The organism is Intestinibacter sp. (genome assembly GCF_034113885.1).
In the GTDB taxonomy this organism is placed as follows: domain Bacteria; phylum Bacillota; class Clostridia; order Peptostreptococcales; family Peptostreptococcaceae; genus Intestinibacter.
Map to the genome: position 1 here is coordinate 1 of NZ_JAXEWM010000125.1, position 15,467 is coordinate 15,467.

Here is a 15,467-nt window from a genome sequence, read left to right on the forward strand (position 1 = left end):
CAAGATGTAGATAGAGAGCTAGAAGGAGCTCAATTAAAGAAGTATTTTTCTTATTTTGAAAAATGCTTGGTAGAGAGCTTTGAAATCAAGAGAGAAATTTTAGGTTTAGAGGATAAACAGACAAAGGATATTTGCTATGAATTATATCAACTTTATATGGCAGATTCTATGGACATAGTGTTAAATCAAGATATAATAAAAGATGATGAGAAAGCACTTTATTATGGAGAATTATACTTGGGAGAATAGAAGATGTTGTTTGATAAATTTATAAATAGAGAACCTTTGGATCACAAAATGTTAGGAGATTTAGCATTAAAGCTTGGAAAATACGACAAGGCGCTTAAACACTACAAAAAGCAAGAATACAATTATTTTAATCAAGACTATAGTGTGTCAGATGAAGAAGAGGACATAGGTGGAGCGTATTTTATAGAAGAAATATACGAGAAAATAATCGAGATATATTTGCACGAAAAAGACTACGAAAATGCCATTAAATACTGTGAAAAACAAATAGAACTTGATGAATATAAAGAAATAAATAAGGGAGATTCAGTCATACAATTGGCAGAAGTATATGAATTAAGTGGTGAAAAGAACAAGGCTATAGATATATTGGAGGATTTGCTAAAGTACGAATTGGGAGAAATAGATTTAGATCCAGATGACGATTATCCTAAAAAAATGTATATGGCTACATGCTATAAGTTAATTGATATATTAAAAGATACAGATAAAAACCAGAGTCAAAAATATATGGATTTAGCTATGGATATGTATCATAAAAATATACAGGTGAATTTAGGTGTTGAAATGGCTGGAATTTTGGAGTTGCAGTCAGATTTTTACAAAAAGGATTTACAAGATAAACAGTTAACTCGTCAAAATTTATCTGTAGACGATTTAAAAACTGTAGAACATATTTGCAGAAATTGTGTTTTGGCAAGTGGGATTTATCTAGAAGAAAATAAAGAGGAAAAAGCTAGAAGCTCTATATTAGAAGGTATTCAAATATATGAAAAATTTAATTTAGATAATTTCAAGCTTCATTTTGATTTAAGATATCAGCTGGCTTATGTAGATAGTAACACTTATGGCAACTATATAAGTGATGAGAATACGTACAATGATTATTTTAAGGCATATGAAATACTAAAAGAAAATAATTTTTTCGACGAATACAAGAAAAATATAATTTTGGATGAATTAGCTCATTATTGTGATTGCGAACAGTTTGAGCTTAGTGAGCAATATAGAAATGAGTGTGACTACTATTATATAGCTGAGTACAATGTAGAGAATAGTAAGAAATGGATAGTATCATTTGTTTCAGAATATGAAGAAGCTGGTAGACGTTATGAAAATTGTAATAAATATGATATGGCTATAAAATGTTATAAAAAAGCACTTCACAATTTAAGTGGATGTGGAATTTTTACGGAAGAATTTTACGAGGATGAGTTATATTTAGATGTGTGGGATAGAATTTATATCTCATATAGTAAATATAAAGGATTATGTAGCAACATTTCTAGAGTTTACGATAGTAAAGGGGAATACGACGAAGCGATAAAATATTTAAATATAGAAATTGATTGCATAAACAAATATCGAGATAGTAGTGATTTTAAATCAGATAAGTATTATAGTTTTTTTTCTATATATGAATCAATAGCCAATATGTTAAACAAAAAATCAGATTTTGAAAACAGCATAAAATATTATTTGCTTTTAATAGGCGCTTTTAACAGTCCAAATTTAGACAATGAAATAAGCAATAAGTACGATGATATTGAATATCTATTAAAATTATTTGAAGAAGATAAAATAAACGAATATATTTTATCTGAAAAATTTAATATAAATTTAAACAATGAATATATGAATCACATGAAAAGTTTATTTGAAGAATTATTAAAGGTAGCAGAAAATACAGGAAACCAACAAATTATCGAGTTTTGCAAGCAAAAATTGTATTTAATCAAAGACACACCTTTTGATATCTAAATAAAAAACAGCCATACGAGAGTTTAACCGCTCAAATATGGCTGTTTTTATTTTTCAATCCAAGTAAATGAAAACGCAAATTACAGATTCAAAAATCGACCTCCTATAATAAAATCATACAAAATAATAAAGGATGTAGTCACTATGTATTGCAAACAATGTGGAAATTTTGTAGACGAAAACAAAGATCAATTTTGCATGAATTGTGGAATGCCTGTGAACCAAGAGCAGGTACAACAAATCAAGCAAGAAAATGAAAAAAAGGAGGGTAGAGTTATATACTACGTTTCTGAAGCACTTTCAATATTTTTCGTAATTGCATTTTTAGTAAATGCTTTAAATGAAAATATCGAGGCAGTAAGTGATCTTTGCTATGCTTTTGCAATGATAAACCTACATAAAATCATGATAACAAGATTAGTCACAAACGGAGAAGCTATAAACACCGTATCTATAATCATAGAAAAGCTAGGTGGATTGCGTGCAAATTTACTTAGAGAAGAAACTTACATTTACGAAAATGCGAGAAAGAGAAATACTAAGATAAATGTTGTCGTTATGATAGTGCTTATAATATTAGGGATGTTTTTCTCAAATATGTAATTAAATTATTAAGTTCTGAAAGGGGAGTTATTCAATGAAGTGTAGTAAATGTGGAAACGAAGTAAAAGATGGCGCAAAATTCTGCAACATATGTGGGGAAAAATTAAACTGTGAAAACAATCAGCCGAATAGATGATAGATGCTGTAGTAGAAAATGCTATGGAGGAATCTTGGGGAAATTAATATTCAGGATTGAGGAACTTATGGTATTTTTATAAAAATTCAGAGTTTTTTATTAAAATGGGAGTGTGAGAATAGATTTTATTTTATTTCTCAGCACTCCTATTTTAATTTTTATGGAATTTATTTCTAAGATAGTTTCAATAGTTAATTAATTTAATATTATAAAGAAATTTCTTTACAAGAATAGTATAATAAAATAAGAAGGGAGTTGATAGCTCCTTTGGAACACAAACTTATAATGCAGTTAGGGGATTTCAATCAAAAAAATCATTAACAGTTGATGGAATTGTAGGTCCAAAAACTTGGGCAGCATTTAAAAATATAATATAATCAGGAGGTTTTAGTATGTCTATATCTAAACTACCAAATTCAGAACTAAAAGTAATGAAATATATTTGGTCTCAAAATAAGAAAATTTCATCTAAAGAAATAATCATAGAAATGTCACAAAAAAATAACTGGAAACAAACGACTACGTTGACTGTATTAGCTAGATTAATAAAAAAAGGATTTTTAAATTCTGAAAAAATAGGAAGATATTCTTATTATGAGCCTATAATAAAGGAAGATACTTATATAGATTATGAAACAAATAATTTTATGGATACATTTTACCAAGGATCTTTAAAGAATTTACTATCATCATTGAATGATAAGTGCAAAATAGATAAAAAAGAATTGGAAGATATTGGGGATTGGTTAAAAAACTTAAAAGAAGATAAATAGAAAAATTATGTTTATAATTCAAGATATAATTATTAATTTATTGAGAACGACTGTAATATCTTCTATTCTAATTTTATTTATATTAATATTAAAAGCAACTTGGCTTAAGAAATACAATAAAAATTTAAATTATTATATTTGGATATTTGTGATAATAAGATTGATTATTCCTATAGAGATTCCTATTAGATATATATTTTCTGAAGAGAATAAATTAATTCAAGCAAATGATATATTGGTGTCAATACAAAATAGCATACATTTTGATACATATTTTTATATATTTATTTTTTATTTAATTGGTGTAACAATTCTATCAATATATTCAATTATAACGTATCTTAAATATAGAAGGCTAATTAAAAAATTATCTTATAATATAGACGATAATTTTGCTTTTATATTTAATGAAGTTAGAAAAGAAATGAATATTAATAAAAATATATCAGTAAAATACTGCGATTATATAAAATCACCTTGTTTAATAGGTATCTTTAAATCGTATATATTAGTACCTAATGTGGGGTATAGTGATGTAGAAATTTCGTGGATTTTTAGACATGAATTGACACATTATAAGTACAAAGATAATTTAATAAAATTAATTTGCTTTTTTATAAGAATAGTATACTGGTTTAATCCTTTAGTATATTTATTAATTAGTGTTATAGGAAATGATTGTGAACTATCTTGTGATCAAAGAGTAGTAAAAAATAGAACTTTTGAAGAAAAGAAAGAATACGGCTTGACTATAACAAATTCTGTGAAGTATTCTGTTAACTTACAGGAAAAATTTGAAAAAGATTATTGTTTGAGCTTTAGTGATTCTAATAAATTAAAGAAAAGATTAGAATGTTTATTTGTAAAGCGATTAAAAGCGGGTTATTTTGCTACAATCGTTATTTTAGGTATTACTTTGTCTAGCTTTGTGAATTTGGAATTTGATTATTTATTAAGAAAAAATTATTATGAGAAAGAGCTTACTAATATGACTATGTATACTTACACATATAAGGACGCACCTCAAGCAGTAAAAGAGTTTCATGAAAATAAATGTATAGCTGACGGAATTACTCCTAAGGATTCGGATGTGATAGAGATAACTGAAGATACATTAAATGAATTAAATAATAAATAGAGAAGTATTTTTGTTAGATAGAGTATTATAAAGACTAAATTGTACAATATAATACTCTATTTTTTATTTTATTTGATTTTTATACTTATAATTTTATCTATATTATTTAATTTTGAAATATCAGTAAAAGTTTTATTTCCAGCATCATCAAATATAGATTTGACTAGATTATCTAGACCATATTTTTTAGTATTAGAAATGCATTTATTTTTTAAGTCAGTTTTATTTTTAAATATTAAATCTGAATCTTTATCAAATTGAAGTATTCTAAAATTATATTTAGCATAACTACTAAGATCTATTTCTGGAGATAATTCATAGTCTAAATTAATAGAATTATTATTTTTATCAGAATTAAATATTTTTAAATCAAAGTAGATATTATCTTTAATATTAGAAATACTTATATAGTTGCTACAAAAATAGTTTTGTGATTGATTTTTTATTGTAAATAAACTATATTCGGTTTTATTTTTTTGGGGATTTTTTAAAAAATCACCAAGTAAATAAAATTTATTTTTGTTAAATTTTATTTGTTTTACTTTATTATCATCTATAGTATATATATCATAGATTAACTCAGTACTTATACTACCTTCATATTCTAAGTCGTGTTTTATACTTGATCTAAGAACTAAAAGATTTTGATTTGAACTTTCATCTAAATCTATAATTTTATAGAATAAAATTCCCTCGCTATCTTTGTCTAGCAATTTTTCACCTTCTATACTAGGATTATTATTATTTTCTAAATACAAAGAAGATTTACCGTATTTGGGTATAAGGATATCATTTACATAATTGATATAAGTATTTTCAATATTATTATCGTGCTTATCTTTTATAAAAAATATAATTCCAGTTAATACTGCGCAAAAAATTACTACAATAGCCATTTTTTTTAATAATTTCATGGTTAAACTCCTAAATTTTGTTTATTTTACATAATATCATTTTAGAGTAAGAATTTTATTATTTCAAGAAGAAATATAGATGTTTAAAAAATACTACTTATGTAGAATAAAAAGCAAAAATATGGTATACTTTATTATAGATACTTTAATTTAATTGCTAATATAAGTAAATTAATAGTTCTCAAATATTAGTGAAGGTGTAAGAAATTAGTAAATTCTATTTTTGTCACAAAACATTTAATGGTCGGAGTGAAATTATAAATGTTTTTGTGAAATTTGTTTTTTATGTTATGGGTATTAAAGTATTTAAAAATAGAGAGAATTATTGCAGTAATAAAAAAGGCTGGTTTTCCGGTCTTTTTTATTTGGCAAAACTAAGGGGATATATTTTAAATGATATTTGTTGTTGAATTTTTAGAAGAAATATTGTCTTATGATATAATAAAATAAATCAAAAACAAAAATATATAAAGGAGAAGCTTATGAATATATTTATAACAAATGACGACGGTATAAATGCAGAAGGGATAAAAATTTTAGCTCAAGAAATTTCAAAAATAGCAAATACATATGTAGTTGCACCGGACAGTCCGAGAAGTGCGAGCGGTCATGCGATTACTCTTCACAAGCCAATTTTGATAAACGATGAATTTATAGCTGAAAATGTAGATGCTTACTCAACATCAGGTACGCCAGCTGATTGTGTGAAGGTCGGGATAGAGGCGATTTTGAAGGATGTGGAGATTGATTTGGTGTTGAGTGGGATAAACAACGGTCCGAATCTAGGAAATGACGTACTATACTCTGGAACAGTTGCCGCTGCTATCGAGGGGCTTATCGAAAGAAAACCATCGATTGCGCTTTCTTGTAATTCATCTAAGGTTTCAACAGAGGAATACGAGGAGGCAGCAAAATACACAGTGGCTTTAATTCAAAAGCTAGAAGGAAATTTAGATAAGCTAGATGAAATTATATTAAATGTAAATTTCCCAAAAGGAGACAAAAAAGGAGTAAAAATAACAAAATTAGGCGAGCGTGTATATAATAATGTAATGGATGATAGAAAGAGCTTGAGAGGTCAAAGATATGTCTGGATGGGTGGAGATTTGGCTGATGTTCCTCAAGATAAGGACAGTGATATAGTTGCCGTTGAAAATGGGTATGTATCTATCACTCCAGTTCATATAGATATGACTAATTTAAGTAAAATGAAGACACTTAAGGATTTAGATATAGAAGACATAAGCCTTTAAGAGTTGACAAAAAGCGTTAAACAATTTAGCGCAAAAAAGAAGGTGTAAAAATTGAAAAATCAGGTAATAATATTAAATGCTAAGATTTATACTGTCGATTCTGATAACAGTGTAAAAGAAGCATTAGTTATAGATGGAAATAAAATCGCGTATGTAGGGACTAATGAGGGTGCGCAGGAGTTTATAGATAGAAGCTTGGCACTTGGAGAGTCTATTGAATTTGTGGACTTGATGAGTGCATTAGATTCAGATGAAGTCAAAGGCTCACTAAAAGTAATCGACCTTCAGGGTCATGCTGTACTTCCGGGGCTTATAGATAGCCATATTCATCCACCCGGTACAGCATTGACAGATCTTTACGAGGTTTCTTTGTACGGATTAGATTCTGTAGAGCAGTGCAAAGACGCGATAAGGGCTTTTATAGAGAGAAACAAAGGCATAGATACAGTATATGGAAGAGGATGGTCTCTAGGAATTTTTAAAGGAGATGAGGTCTCAAAGGGTCCTAGAAAGGAACATTTAGATGATGTTTCTAGAGATATTCCTATAATACTAAGGGCATACGATGGTCATACTTTATGGCTAAATTCCAAGGCATTTGAGAAGTTTGGAATAGACGAAAATACTCCATGTCCTGCAGGAGGCAAGATTGAAATCGACGACGATACGAAGGAAGTTTGGGGAACTCTAAAGGAATCTGCAACTCACCTAGTCAAAGAAGGCGAGTATACAGATTATCAGTACCAAAAGGCATTTGAGTTATTCCAACAAAAAATGCACAAATTCGGAGTTACAAGTATTCTATCTTTGTCAGGATTTAAATGGGGTATACAGCCACAAGTTTATAAGAAGCTAATAGACGAAAACAAACTAAAAATGAGGATTTCAGCTGGATTTTCGATAAGTCCAGGAGAGGATCCAATAGAGCAAATAGACAGAATAAAAGCTATAAGGGATAATTTCGACTCAGATTACTTCAAAACTACTACAGTAAAATTACTTGCAGATGGCGTGGTTGAAGGAACTACTGCGAGCTTGATAGAGCCATATGAATTAGAAGCAGGTAAGGGAAACGACTACTGTGGAGAATTTTTATGGGATAGAGATAAGCTACCTATAGCGATTGAAAAGGCTAATAGAGAGGGATTTTCTATACATGTCCATTCAGTAGGAGATAATGCGACTAAGACTATGCTAGATGCTATTGAAGAGGTTGAGGATTCTAATCACAGAAATGCGCTAACACATCTTCAACTAGTTAGAGCAGAGGATATAGATAGATTTAAAAAATTAAATGTAATCGCAAGTGTTCAACCGTACTGGCATATGAAGGGTCCTAATTGGTGGGATGTAGTCGATTACAAATTAGTTGGAAAAAGAGCAGAGGTTGAATACCCACTAAACTCATTTGTAAAAGCCGGAGTAAAAATCGCATCATCATCAGACCACTCTGTAACTCCTATCCCAAATCCGTTCTTTGCGATGCAGGCTGGAGTCACTAGAAATTTATACAATGCCGGCTATTTCGGGGCTCGAGATGTAAAAGACATGGATGAACCTCAGTGGTTGTTAAATAAAGATGAGAGAGTCAGTGTAGAGGAGATAGTCAGAAGCTTTACAATAAACGGTGCTTATTTGATTTTTAGAGATGACGAGATAGGAAGCATAGAGGTCGGCAAATGTGCAGACTTTATAGTTTTAGATAGGGATATATTTGAGATAAATCCTGTTGATATTGGAAATACACAGGTGCTTATGACTTTCTTTGATGGAAAAGTAGTGTACAAAAAAGAGCACACTGATAATTTTTAGTGTGCCCTTATATAAAAAGCGGTACTTCAAAGAAAATTGCTATTTTATTGGATTTCGTATCTAAATATGCACCGACATCTCCATTCATCTGCTCTACTAAAAATTCAACTATAGAAAGTCCAAGACCAGTGGATTTATTTCTAGTGGAGTCTCCGGTGTAAAATCTATGAAACAGTTTATCAACATTTATATTGATATTTGGGTTTACAGGGTTTATAAATGTAATTCGAGCTTTGCTTTTAGATTCTATTTTGACATCTATATCTCCTAGGGAATGTTTAGCACAGTTGTTTAGGAGATTCTCGATGACGCGAGTTAGCATGTTTTTGTCTCCAAGTACGTAAATAGGAGGTGTTTCCTCTATGTTTACGCTTATATATTTTTCTTCAAAAATTCCTATATAAGACAAAACACAGTCTATCGCCAAATTAGTCAGGTTTATTTTCTCTAAGCTAGGCTCAACCCTTGCTGTGATTAAATAAGAGTATTCAAAAAAATGCTCGATTAAATCGCCCAGCTCGTCGGTGTATTTTTGAGCTGTGTGTAGTTTTTCTAGTTGAGTATTTGATAGAGTTTCTTTTTCAAGGAGCTGTTGATATCCCTTTATCGCAGTCAGCGGTGTTCTTAGATCGTGTGATATATTGGATATTAGCTCCTTGAATTGTTTTTGTTCTCTAATACCTTCAAGGCGCTGTTTTTCCTCTAGCTTTAGACAGAGGTTGATATTTATAGCAAGCTTGTTTATTGTTTTGTTAAAGAGGTCGATAGTAAGGGGTTGTCGAGTGTTTTCGCTCAGTCTTTTGTCGAGCTGTCTGTTTATTGAGCGCAGTTGTTTTTGGATAAACGCAATATATGCGATTAAAATAAAAACTAAAATACATAACATGACAACAGCTACTAACATTTTCTAACACCCCTCTTAATTTGATAAATTCACATTTATTTAATTTCAGCTTTTCTAAAAGATAAATAAGATAAAATCATTATAATAGCCATAAAAATTACACTAGTCAATATAAAATTACCATATACAGATGCACCAGCCTCGAGTGTTAATTTAGAGTAATCAACGCCAAATGGAGTTAGCTTAAAGATATCTGAAAGCTTATCTAGTTTGACTAATTGGGCAATAGTGGTATTTATGATATAGCCTAAGCTCATTACGATTACTGATTTTCTAATTGAAAATGCTATAATTAAACATATACTTATTTGGCTGGCATACACGATTGCAATGGTTATCCATATACATATTATTTTTAATAATACCATAAAACTAAAAGAAATTTCAGCATAGTTTTTCATTATGTTTTGAAATACGGATGGTAAAAATGCCTCAAAGGAATTTCCAGAGCAAATTCCAACTATAGAGACGATTGCATATGGCATTAAGAAGATCAATACTGATATAAAATACGATATAGTTTTGCAAATGACTATAGACACTCTACTGTAGCCACTCGAAATACAGTCGTGCACAGTTTTGTTGTCAAAATCACTACATATAAACATAGCTATAAATACTACACTAGCAAGCGTGATCATCTGAAAGTCTGTGACAAAAGCGCCAAATCCAACTATATCGTAGCTTAGATTTCCTTCAGTTAACTGATTTGAAATCACATACATAATAATAGCTGCGATACAGCATAATATAAATAATACTTTAATAGATGTGGATTTTTTTAATTTATATAAATCAGCTTTGATTAAATTAAACATTTTCACTACCTCCTACCATAGAAACAAAATAATCCTCAAGAGTCTCACCTTCATTAGAAAGATTTGTTATTACAACTCCGTTATCGAATAATGTTTTGCCGACTGTTTCTCTGTCGTCTATATAATCAAAAAGCTTTACAGAGTTGTCTGGCATGACCTTGTAATTAGTTGTGTTTAGTTTTCTTTCTAATACATTTACTAGCTTCGATGTATTAGTTGATTGTAAAAGTATATAGTGCTTGCAGTGATCGTCTAACTCATCTAGAGTAAGTGTTTCTATTATTTCTCCTTTGTTAATAAAAATATAATCAGTTGCTAGTTGGTACATTTCTGGTAAATTATGGCTAGATATTAAAATAGTCATATTTCTTTCGTCGCATAATTTTGTAAGTAGCTTTCTGATTTCGACAACACCTAGAGGGTCAAGTCCGTTTATAGGCTCGTCTAATATCAGAAATTCTGGATTGTTAAGCAGTGTAATTGCAATGCCTAGACGTTGTTTCATGCCTAGGGAGAAGTTTTTTACCTTCTTTTTGCCTGTATTTGCAATATCTAAAAGTGATAAAAGCTCATCTTCAACTTCTTCATTTGGGATTCCTCTTATGATTCTGTGTAGTCTCATGTTTTCTTTTGCCGACATAGAAGGATTTATACTTGGTGCTTCTATCATACAACCTATGCGTTTTCTTTCTAGCTGAATTTCCTTTTCGTAAGTATGACCAAACAGCTCGATTTCACCATTAGTGGGATAGCTAAGTCCTGCAATAAGTCTCATCAAGGTACTTTTGCCGGCTCCATTTCTACCTATTAGCCCGTATATTTTGCCTAGTTCTAATGATATAGATACGTTGTTTACTGCATTATAGCCTTTATATGTTTTTGTGAGATTTCTAGTTTGTAAAATGTACTCATTCATCTTAATTCCTCCTCAATTTCTAAATTATTTCTATGCTTTTAGTATAAGCAGAAAAGGTTTAGAAAAAGATAAGATAAAAAAATTAAATGTAAAGAATTAGATAAGCTAGCATTTAAATAATCGATATCCTAAACCCCATACTGTTTCTATGTAGTTTTCATCTGGATTTGATTTTTTTAGTTTGCTGCGGAGGTTGCTTAGATGAGTTTTTATTGCGTTGTCGTCTCCTATGTATTCTTCATTCCAGATAGATTCGTATATGTTTGCTTTGCTGAAAACCTTGTTTTGATTTTTTATAAGTAGCTCTAAAATCATGTATTCCTTTGCAGTTAAATCTAGTGTGTTTCCATTTATTTTGACTTCCTTTGTATTTGTGTTTAGAGTTATGTCCTTGTATGTAAATACTGTATTTGGTTCGGCTACAGATATAGAATATCTTCTTAGATTTGATTCTACTCTAGCTACGACCTCACCTAAATCAAAGGGCTTTGTTATATAGTCATCTGCGCCTAGCTTCAATAGATCAATTTTTGTGCTTATCATGTCCTTTGCAGATATTATTATGATAGGTACTGATGAAAATTCGCGTACTTCTTTTAGTATTTGATCGCCACTTTTATAAGGAAGCATTATATCTAAAAGGATTAAATTGTAGGAGTTAGTTTTTATTTCATTTAGTCCATCAGTTCCGGTAAATGATGATTTTACATTGTATCCGGCTTCTTTTATCGCTTGAGATAGCATTAGGTTTACATCTTGGTTATCTTCTATAATTAAAATATTTTCCATTTTTATTCCCCTTTTAGTTTCTAATATTAGTTTAAGTCGAGTATATACTAATAGAATTGGAAAAACAAGCAGGATAGATTAAAGTATCTATTTGAGAAAAATATTATATTAAAATAAAATGTATTAGCCTATTCTTTAAAAAAATACGAAATTTTATAAAAAATAAGAACAAATTTTGTCGATATTTATATTATGTATTAAGAGACTTTTTTAGATAAAAAGTTTCTAAAATAATATAAATTTAGGAGATGTAAGAAAATGGGATATGTTTATTATGGAAATAGAGAAAATGATGAAGTAAACGGAACTTTTTTACAAGTAAATGATAGTCAAAGCGATAGAGATTGCGATAGAGATAGAAACGGAGAATTCGACAGAGACCGCGATAGAGACAGAGATAGAGATTGCGATTGCGATAGAGATAGAGACAGAGATACAAACGGAGATTTTGATGAGGAAAGAAGAAGAGATTACTACGATTATATGAATCACGTGCATGAATACTCAGAAAGCGTAAAATTAGCTGAAAATGGTAGAGACAGACATAACCACAGAGTAGCAGGAGTTACAGGAAAAGCTAAATTAATAAATGAAGGAAGAAACCATGTTCACGAAATAGAAAGAGATTTAGTAGATTCTTTTGGTCATGTTCATAGAATCTGTACTACAACTGGTCCAGCAGTTAGAATACCAGGCTCAGACAAGCATGTGCATTTAATATGTGGAAGAACTACTGAAGCAGATGAGCATTGTCATAGATTTGAATTTACTACTCAAGTTGACTCACCTTTAATATAAGTTTAAACCTGAGTTATAAATAGAATAATAAAATGTTATTCTCAAAAAATTTAAAAGTAAATTTTTTAAGCAGGTGGATTACTTCACCTGCCTTTTAAAAATGGATAATTACTATAAATCTAGTTTCATAAAAATAGTAGTTTCAACAGGGCTATCATTATATGGTCCTATTTCATAAAATCCAAATTTTTTGTATAGGTGTATTGCACTTTCTAAGAAAGGAAGAGTGTCTAAAAGCATTCCTTTATAGCCTATTGATTTTGCATCATCTATAACCTTTTTAATTAGAGTGTAAGAAAATCCATTACCGCGAAATTTTGGTCTTACATAAAGTCTTTTTAGCTCACAGTTTTCTTCAGATAGCTTTCTAAGAGCGACGCATCCAGCAGGCTTATCGTCCACATAAATTATGTAAAGTCTACCCTCAGGAAGTCCGTATTTCTTTTCTAAATGCTCTAATTCATCGTCGTAGTTTTGTATTTCTAAATATATAGCCATACCAGGATCAGCTTCAACCAGCATATTTGTATATTCCGAAAATAATTTTTTAACTTCAGCCTTTTCATCATAAGCTAATTTCATTTTTATAGACATTTGTATCACCACCTTAAGATTTTGTAAAAAATTGTAAGTACTTATTTATAGTTTATAATATTTATTGACAAATGGGAATGCTATAATAAATATATAAAATTAAGATAGTAGAAGTCAGCAATTATCGTTTTTTTAAGGGAAAGAGGTGGATATTATGAAGAAAAAATTTTTACTAGTATTTATAATGCTAAGTGCAATCATGATGGTAGGATGCATAGATGCAGATGTAACTGTAGATTTGGAAAGAGATGGTACAGGAAAGGCTATAATCCAGGTGCTTGGTCCAAAAACTGTATTTGACAATATTCCAGAAGAAAATATAAATGAATTGGGCAAGGACTTTGAAACTGTAGAAAAAATAGCAGATTCAGATAAATCTGGATATAGATTTGCTACTAGACAAGGTAAACTGGAAGAAATTTTCAAGGAAATTACAAATATAGATGCATCACTACAAGAAAATCAGGATTCACAAGATAATTCAGGTGACGTAGAAAATCAAAATTCAAATAGCTCAGTAAAAGCAGAGACAGTTTCTACTGAATCAAATAATAATGATTTAGCAAATGAGCTTTACGAAAAATATGTAGATATAAACGAGGAACAAAGCTTGTTTTCAAGTACCTATGATGTGAATTTAAAGCTTAAGGATGCTATATATGGAGAGATGAGCTTTGAACAAAGAACGCTAATGCACTTACTAGGAGAAACTGCAAATATCGGCCTTCATATAAAAAGCCCTATTGAAGCAGAAAACAGCAATGCAACTAGTGTAACAGAAGAGGAGGGAAAGCATGTATATAACTGGGAATACACATTAGCTGATGTCCAAAATATAAATTTTTCTGCTAAAATCCCTAACTTCAGAAATCTAATAATAGCTGTAGTCGGAATAGCTGTAGTCGTAATTGGATTAGTAGTGGCTTTAACTAGAAAAAAGAAAGTTTCATAGATTGAATTATTAGTTTTACAAAATATGCTAAAATTAAATTAGAACAATTTAGATTATATGGGGGAAGCTTATGGAAAAAATAATGATATTTGGAGCAGGTCAAGCAGGTACTATGATATCATGCTGGATAAGTGCAGATTGCGATGTAGTAGGTTTTATAGACAACAATGAAAAAATGTGGGGACAAATCAGAGCAAATAAAAAAATATACTCTCCACAAGAGGCGATTGAAATATCACCAGATATTATAGTGATCACTGTTTTAAATAGAGAGGGCTCAGTAAAAATAGAAGCTCAGCTAAAGGATATGGGATATAAGGGTCAAATATTTAATATAAATCAGCTTAGAGATTATATAGATATAAGACTGTCAGCACTTAGACTTATATCAGACGATATAAAAGAAAAAAATCTACCAGGCGAAGTAGCAGAATTAGGTGTATATAAGGGAAAATTTGCAGCTGAAATAAATAGATTATTCCCAGATAAGAAGATTTATTTATTCGATACTTTCGAAGGATTCTCTGACAAGGATATTGAGACTGAACAAAGCAATGGATATTCTAGAGCGAAACAAGGCGATTTTTCAGATACTAGTATAGACCTAGTTAAGAGTAAACTACCTTATGTAGACAATGCTACTTTTGTAAAAGGTTATTTCCCAGAAAGCGTGACCTTTGAATTACCAGAATTTTGCCTAGTTAGCTTAGATACAGATTTATATGAGCCTACATATGAAGGATTGAAGGTATTTTATCCTAAGCTTGTAAAGGGTGGAGTTATTATAGTACACGATTACAATAGTACTCAATTCTCTGGAGTAAAAAAGGCAGTTAAGAGATTTTGTGAAGAGGCAGATGTATCTGTATTGCCACTTAGTGATATGCATGGATCTGCTGTTTTAATTAAATAATGAATGTTCGAGGCTGGAGTTTTAAATTCCAGCCTTTGTTTTTGTTAGTAAAAAATATGATACCTATTGAACGATTTTCGATATAACTACAAATAAATTTAAAGCGATATAATATAAATGTAGAAAATAAAGTTAGATCTAATT

General features: G+C 30.0%; 17 protein-coding genes and 1 pseudogene. 12 read left to right on the forward strand and 6 right to left on the reverse strand.

Annotation, left to right across the window (positions count from 1 at the left end; genetic code table 11):
- The 7 genes and pseudogenes from SPD90_RS07480 to SPD90_RS07510 form a co-directional block, all read left to right on the forward strand.
- Positions 1-249: hypothetical protein (locus tag SPD90_RS07480; RefSeq protein WP_320924810.1), on the forward strand; the 249-nt coding region annotated here is incomplete at its 5' end.
- Positions 250-252: 3 nt separating this feature from the next.
- Entirely contained in the window at positions 253-2,010 is a 1,758-nt protein-coding gene (locus SPD90_RS07485; RefSeq protein ID WP_320924811.1) for a tetratricopeptide repeat protein, read from the forward strand.
- A gap of 144 nt (positions 2,011-2,154) precedes the next feature.
- Complete coding sequence (locus SPD90_RS07490; RefSeq protein ID WP_320924812.1) at positions 2,155-2,613, forward strand: hypothetical protein; 459 nt, start codon at positions 2,155-2,157, stop codon at positions 2,611-2,613.
- 34 nt (positions 2,614-2,647) lie between these two features.
- Entirely contained in the window at positions 2,648-2,749 is a 102-nt protein-coding gene (locus SPD90_RS07495) for a zinc-ribbon domain-containing protein (RefSeq protein ID WP_320924813.1), read from the forward strand.
- Positions 2,750-3,012: 263 nt separating this feature from the next.
- A pseudogene (locus SPD90_RS15300) lies at positions 3,013-3,126 on the forward strand (peptidoglycan-binding domain-containing protein); the annotation flags it as partial.
- Positions 3,127-3,141: 15 nt separating this feature from the next.
- Positions 3,142-3,522, forward strand: coding sequence for a BlaI/MecI/CopY family transcriptional regulator (locus tag SPD90_RS07505; RefSeq protein ID WP_320624090.1), 381 nt, complete (start codon positions 3,142-3,144; stop codon positions 3,520-3,522).
- A gap of 7 nt (positions 3,523-3,529) precedes the next feature.
- Positions 3,530-4,660, forward strand: coding sequence for a M56 family metallopeptidase (locus tag SPD90_RS07510; RefSeq protein WP_320624089.1), 1,131 nt, complete (start codon positions 3,530-3,532; stop codon positions 4,658-4,660).
- Between the two features lie 68 nt (positions 4,661-4,728).
- Here SPD90_RS07510 and SPD90_RS07515 read toward each other — a convergent pair whose 3' ends face one another.
- On the reverse strand, positions 4,729-5,574 hold the full coding sequence (locus tag SPD90_RS07515) for a hypothetical protein (protein WP_320624088.1): 846 nt from the start codon (positions 5,572-5,574) through the stop codon (positions 4,729-4,731).
- A 482-nt stretch (positions 5,575-6,056) separates the two neighbouring features.
- On the opposite strand from SPD90_RS07515, the gene surE reads away from it, so the two are divergent.
- Together surE and SPD90_RS07525 are read left to right on the forward strand one after the other, a co-directional pair.
- Positions 6,057-6,827, forward strand: coding sequence for a 5'/3'-nucleotidase SurE (gene surE / locus SPD90_RS07520; RefSeq protein WP_320624087.1), 771 nt, complete (start codon positions 6,057-6,059; stop codon positions 6,825-6,827).
- Between the two features lie 51 nt (positions 6,828-6,878).
- Positions 6,879-8,639, forward strand: coding sequence for an amidohydrolase (locus SPD90_RS07525; RefSeq protein WP_320924814.1), 1,761 nt, complete (start codon positions 6,879-6,881; stop codon positions 8,637-8,639).
- A gap of 7 nt (positions 8,640-8,646) precedes the next feature.
- Here SPD90_RS07525 and SPD90_RS07530 read toward each other — a convergent pair whose 3' ends face one another.
- From SPD90_RS07530 to SPD90_RS07545, 4 genes are all read right to left on the reverse strand, one after another.
- Positions 8,647-9,543 (reverse strand): sensor histidine kinase, encoded by an 897-nt coding sequence (locus SPD90_RS07530; protein WP_320924815.1) that lies wholly within the window; start codon positions 9,541-9,543, stop codon positions 8,647-8,649.
- Positions 9,544-9,578: 35 nt separating this feature from the next.
- Entirely contained in the window at positions 9,579-10,361 is a 783-nt protein-coding gene (locus SPD90_RS07535; protein WP_320924816.1) for a hypothetical protein, read from the reverse strand.
- Positions 10,354-11,277 carry an ABC transporter ATP-binding protein gene (locus SPD90_RS07540; RefSeq protein WP_320924817.1) on the reverse strand — a complete coding sequence of 308 codons (924 nt, stop codon included), beginning with the start codon at positions 11,275-11,277 and terminating at the stop codon, positions 10,354-10,356. Before SPD90_RS07540 ends, SPD90_RS07535 begins: the two co-directional genes overlap by 8 nt.
- A 105-nt stretch (positions 11,278-11,382) precedes the next feature.
- Positions 11,383-12,066: a response regulator transcription factor gene (locus tag SPD90_RS07545; RefSeq protein WP_320924818.1), complete on the reverse strand. Its 684-nt coding sequence runs from the start codon at positions 12,064-12,066 to the stop codon at positions 11,383-11,385.
- Between the two features lie 258 nt (positions 12,067-12,324).
- Between SPD90_RS07545 and SPD90_RS07550 the strand changes: the two genes are divergently transcribed.
- A complete protein-coding gene (locus tag SPD90_RS07550; protein WP_320924819.1) occupies positions 12,325-12,864 on the forward strand; it encodes a YmaF family protein in 540 nt (179 codons plus the stop codon).
- A 111-nt stretch (positions 12,865-12,975) separates the two neighbouring features.
- Here the strand turns inward: SPD90_RS07550 and SPD90_RS07555 are convergent, their stop codons facing one another.
- Complete coding sequence (locus SPD90_RS07555) at positions 12,976-13,458, reverse strand: GNAT family N-acetyltransferase (protein ID WP_320924820.1); 483 nt, start codon at positions 13,456-13,458, stop codon at positions 12,976-12,978.
- Positions 13,459-13,612: 154 nt separating this feature from the next.
- Between SPD90_RS07555 and SPD90_RS07560 the strand changes: the two genes are divergently transcribed.
- Together SPD90_RS07560 and SPD90_RS07565 are read left to right on the forward strand one after the other, a co-directional pair.
- Positions 13,613-14,410, forward strand: coding sequence for a hypothetical protein (locus tag SPD90_RS07560; RefSeq protein WP_320924821.1), 798 nt, complete (start codon positions 13,613-13,615; stop codon positions 14,408-14,410).
- Positions 14,411-14,480: 70 nt separating this feature from the next.
- Positions 14,481-15,323, forward strand: coding sequence for a TylF/MycF/NovP-related O-methyltransferase (locus tag SPD90_RS07565; protein WP_320626491.1), 843 nt, complete (start codon positions 14,481-14,483; stop codon positions 15,321-15,323).
- Positions 15,324-15,467 lie beyond the last annotated feature (144 nt).

What these genes read in the sequence shown, in the direction of transcription:
- SPD90_RS07495 (WP_320924813.1), top strand. Translation starts at nt 2,648, where the DNA reads ATGAAGTGTAGTAAATGTGGAAACGAAGTAAAAGATGGCGCAAAATTC.
- SPD90_RS07560 (WP_320924821.1), top strand. Translation starts at nt 13,613, where the DNA reads ATGAAGAAAAAATTTTTACTAGTATTTATAATGCTAAGTGCAATCATG.
- SPD90_RS07505 (WP_320624090.1), top strand. Translation starts at nt 3,142, where the DNA reads ATGTCTATATCTAAACTACCAAATTCAGAACTAAAAGTAATGAAATAT.
- SPD90_RS07545 (WP_320924818.1), bottom strand. Translation starts at nt 12,066, where the DNA reads ATGGAAAATATTTTAATTATAGAAGATAACCAAGATGTAAACCTAATG.
- SPD90_RS07540 (WP_320924817.1), bottom strand. Translation starts at nt 11,277, where the DNA reads ATGAATGAGTACATTTTACAAACTAGAAATCTCACAAAAACATATAAA.
- surE (WP_320624087.1), top strand. Translation starts at nt 6,057, where the DNA reads ATGAATATATTTATAACAAATGACGACGGTATAAATGCAGAAGGGATA.
- SPD90_RS07510 (WP_320624089.1), top strand. Translation starts at nt 3,530, where the DNA reads ATGTTTATAATTCAAGATATAATTATTAATTTATTGAGAACGACTGTA.
- SPD90_RS07535 (WP_320924816.1), bottom strand. Translation starts at nt 10,361, where the DNA reads ATGTTTAATTTAATCAAAGCTGATTTATATAAATTAAAAAAATCCACA.
- SPD90_RS07530 (WP_320924815.1), bottom strand. Translation starts at nt 9,543, where the DNA reads ATGTTAGTAGCTGTTGTCATGTTATGTATTTTAGTTTTTATTTTAATC.
- SPD90_RS07515 (WP_320624088.1), bottom strand. Translation starts at nt 5,574, where the DNA reads ATGAAATTATTAAAAAAAATGGCTATTGTAGTAATTTTTTGCGCAGTA.
- SPD90_RS07485 (WP_320924811.1), top strand. Translation starts at nt 253, where the DNA reads ATGTTGTTTGATAAATTTATAAATAGAGAACCTTTGGATCACAAAATG.
- SPD90_RS07555 (WP_320924820.1), bottom strand. Translation starts at nt 13,458, where the DNA reads ATGTCTATAAAAATGAAATTAGCTTATGATGAAAAGGCTGAAGTTAAA.
- SPD90_RS07490 (WP_320924812.1), top strand. Translation starts at nt 2,155, where the DNA reads ATGTATTGCAAACAATGTGGAAATTTTGTAGACGAAAACAAAGATCAA.
- SPD90_RS07565 (WP_320626491.1), top strand. Translation starts at nt 14,481, where the DNA reads ATGGAAAAAATAATGATATTTGGAGCAGGTCAAGCAGGTACTATGATA.
- SPD90_RS07550 (WP_320924819.1), top strand. Translation starts at nt 12,325, where the DNA reads ATGGGATATGTTTATTATGGAAATAGAGAAAATGATGAAGTAAACGGA.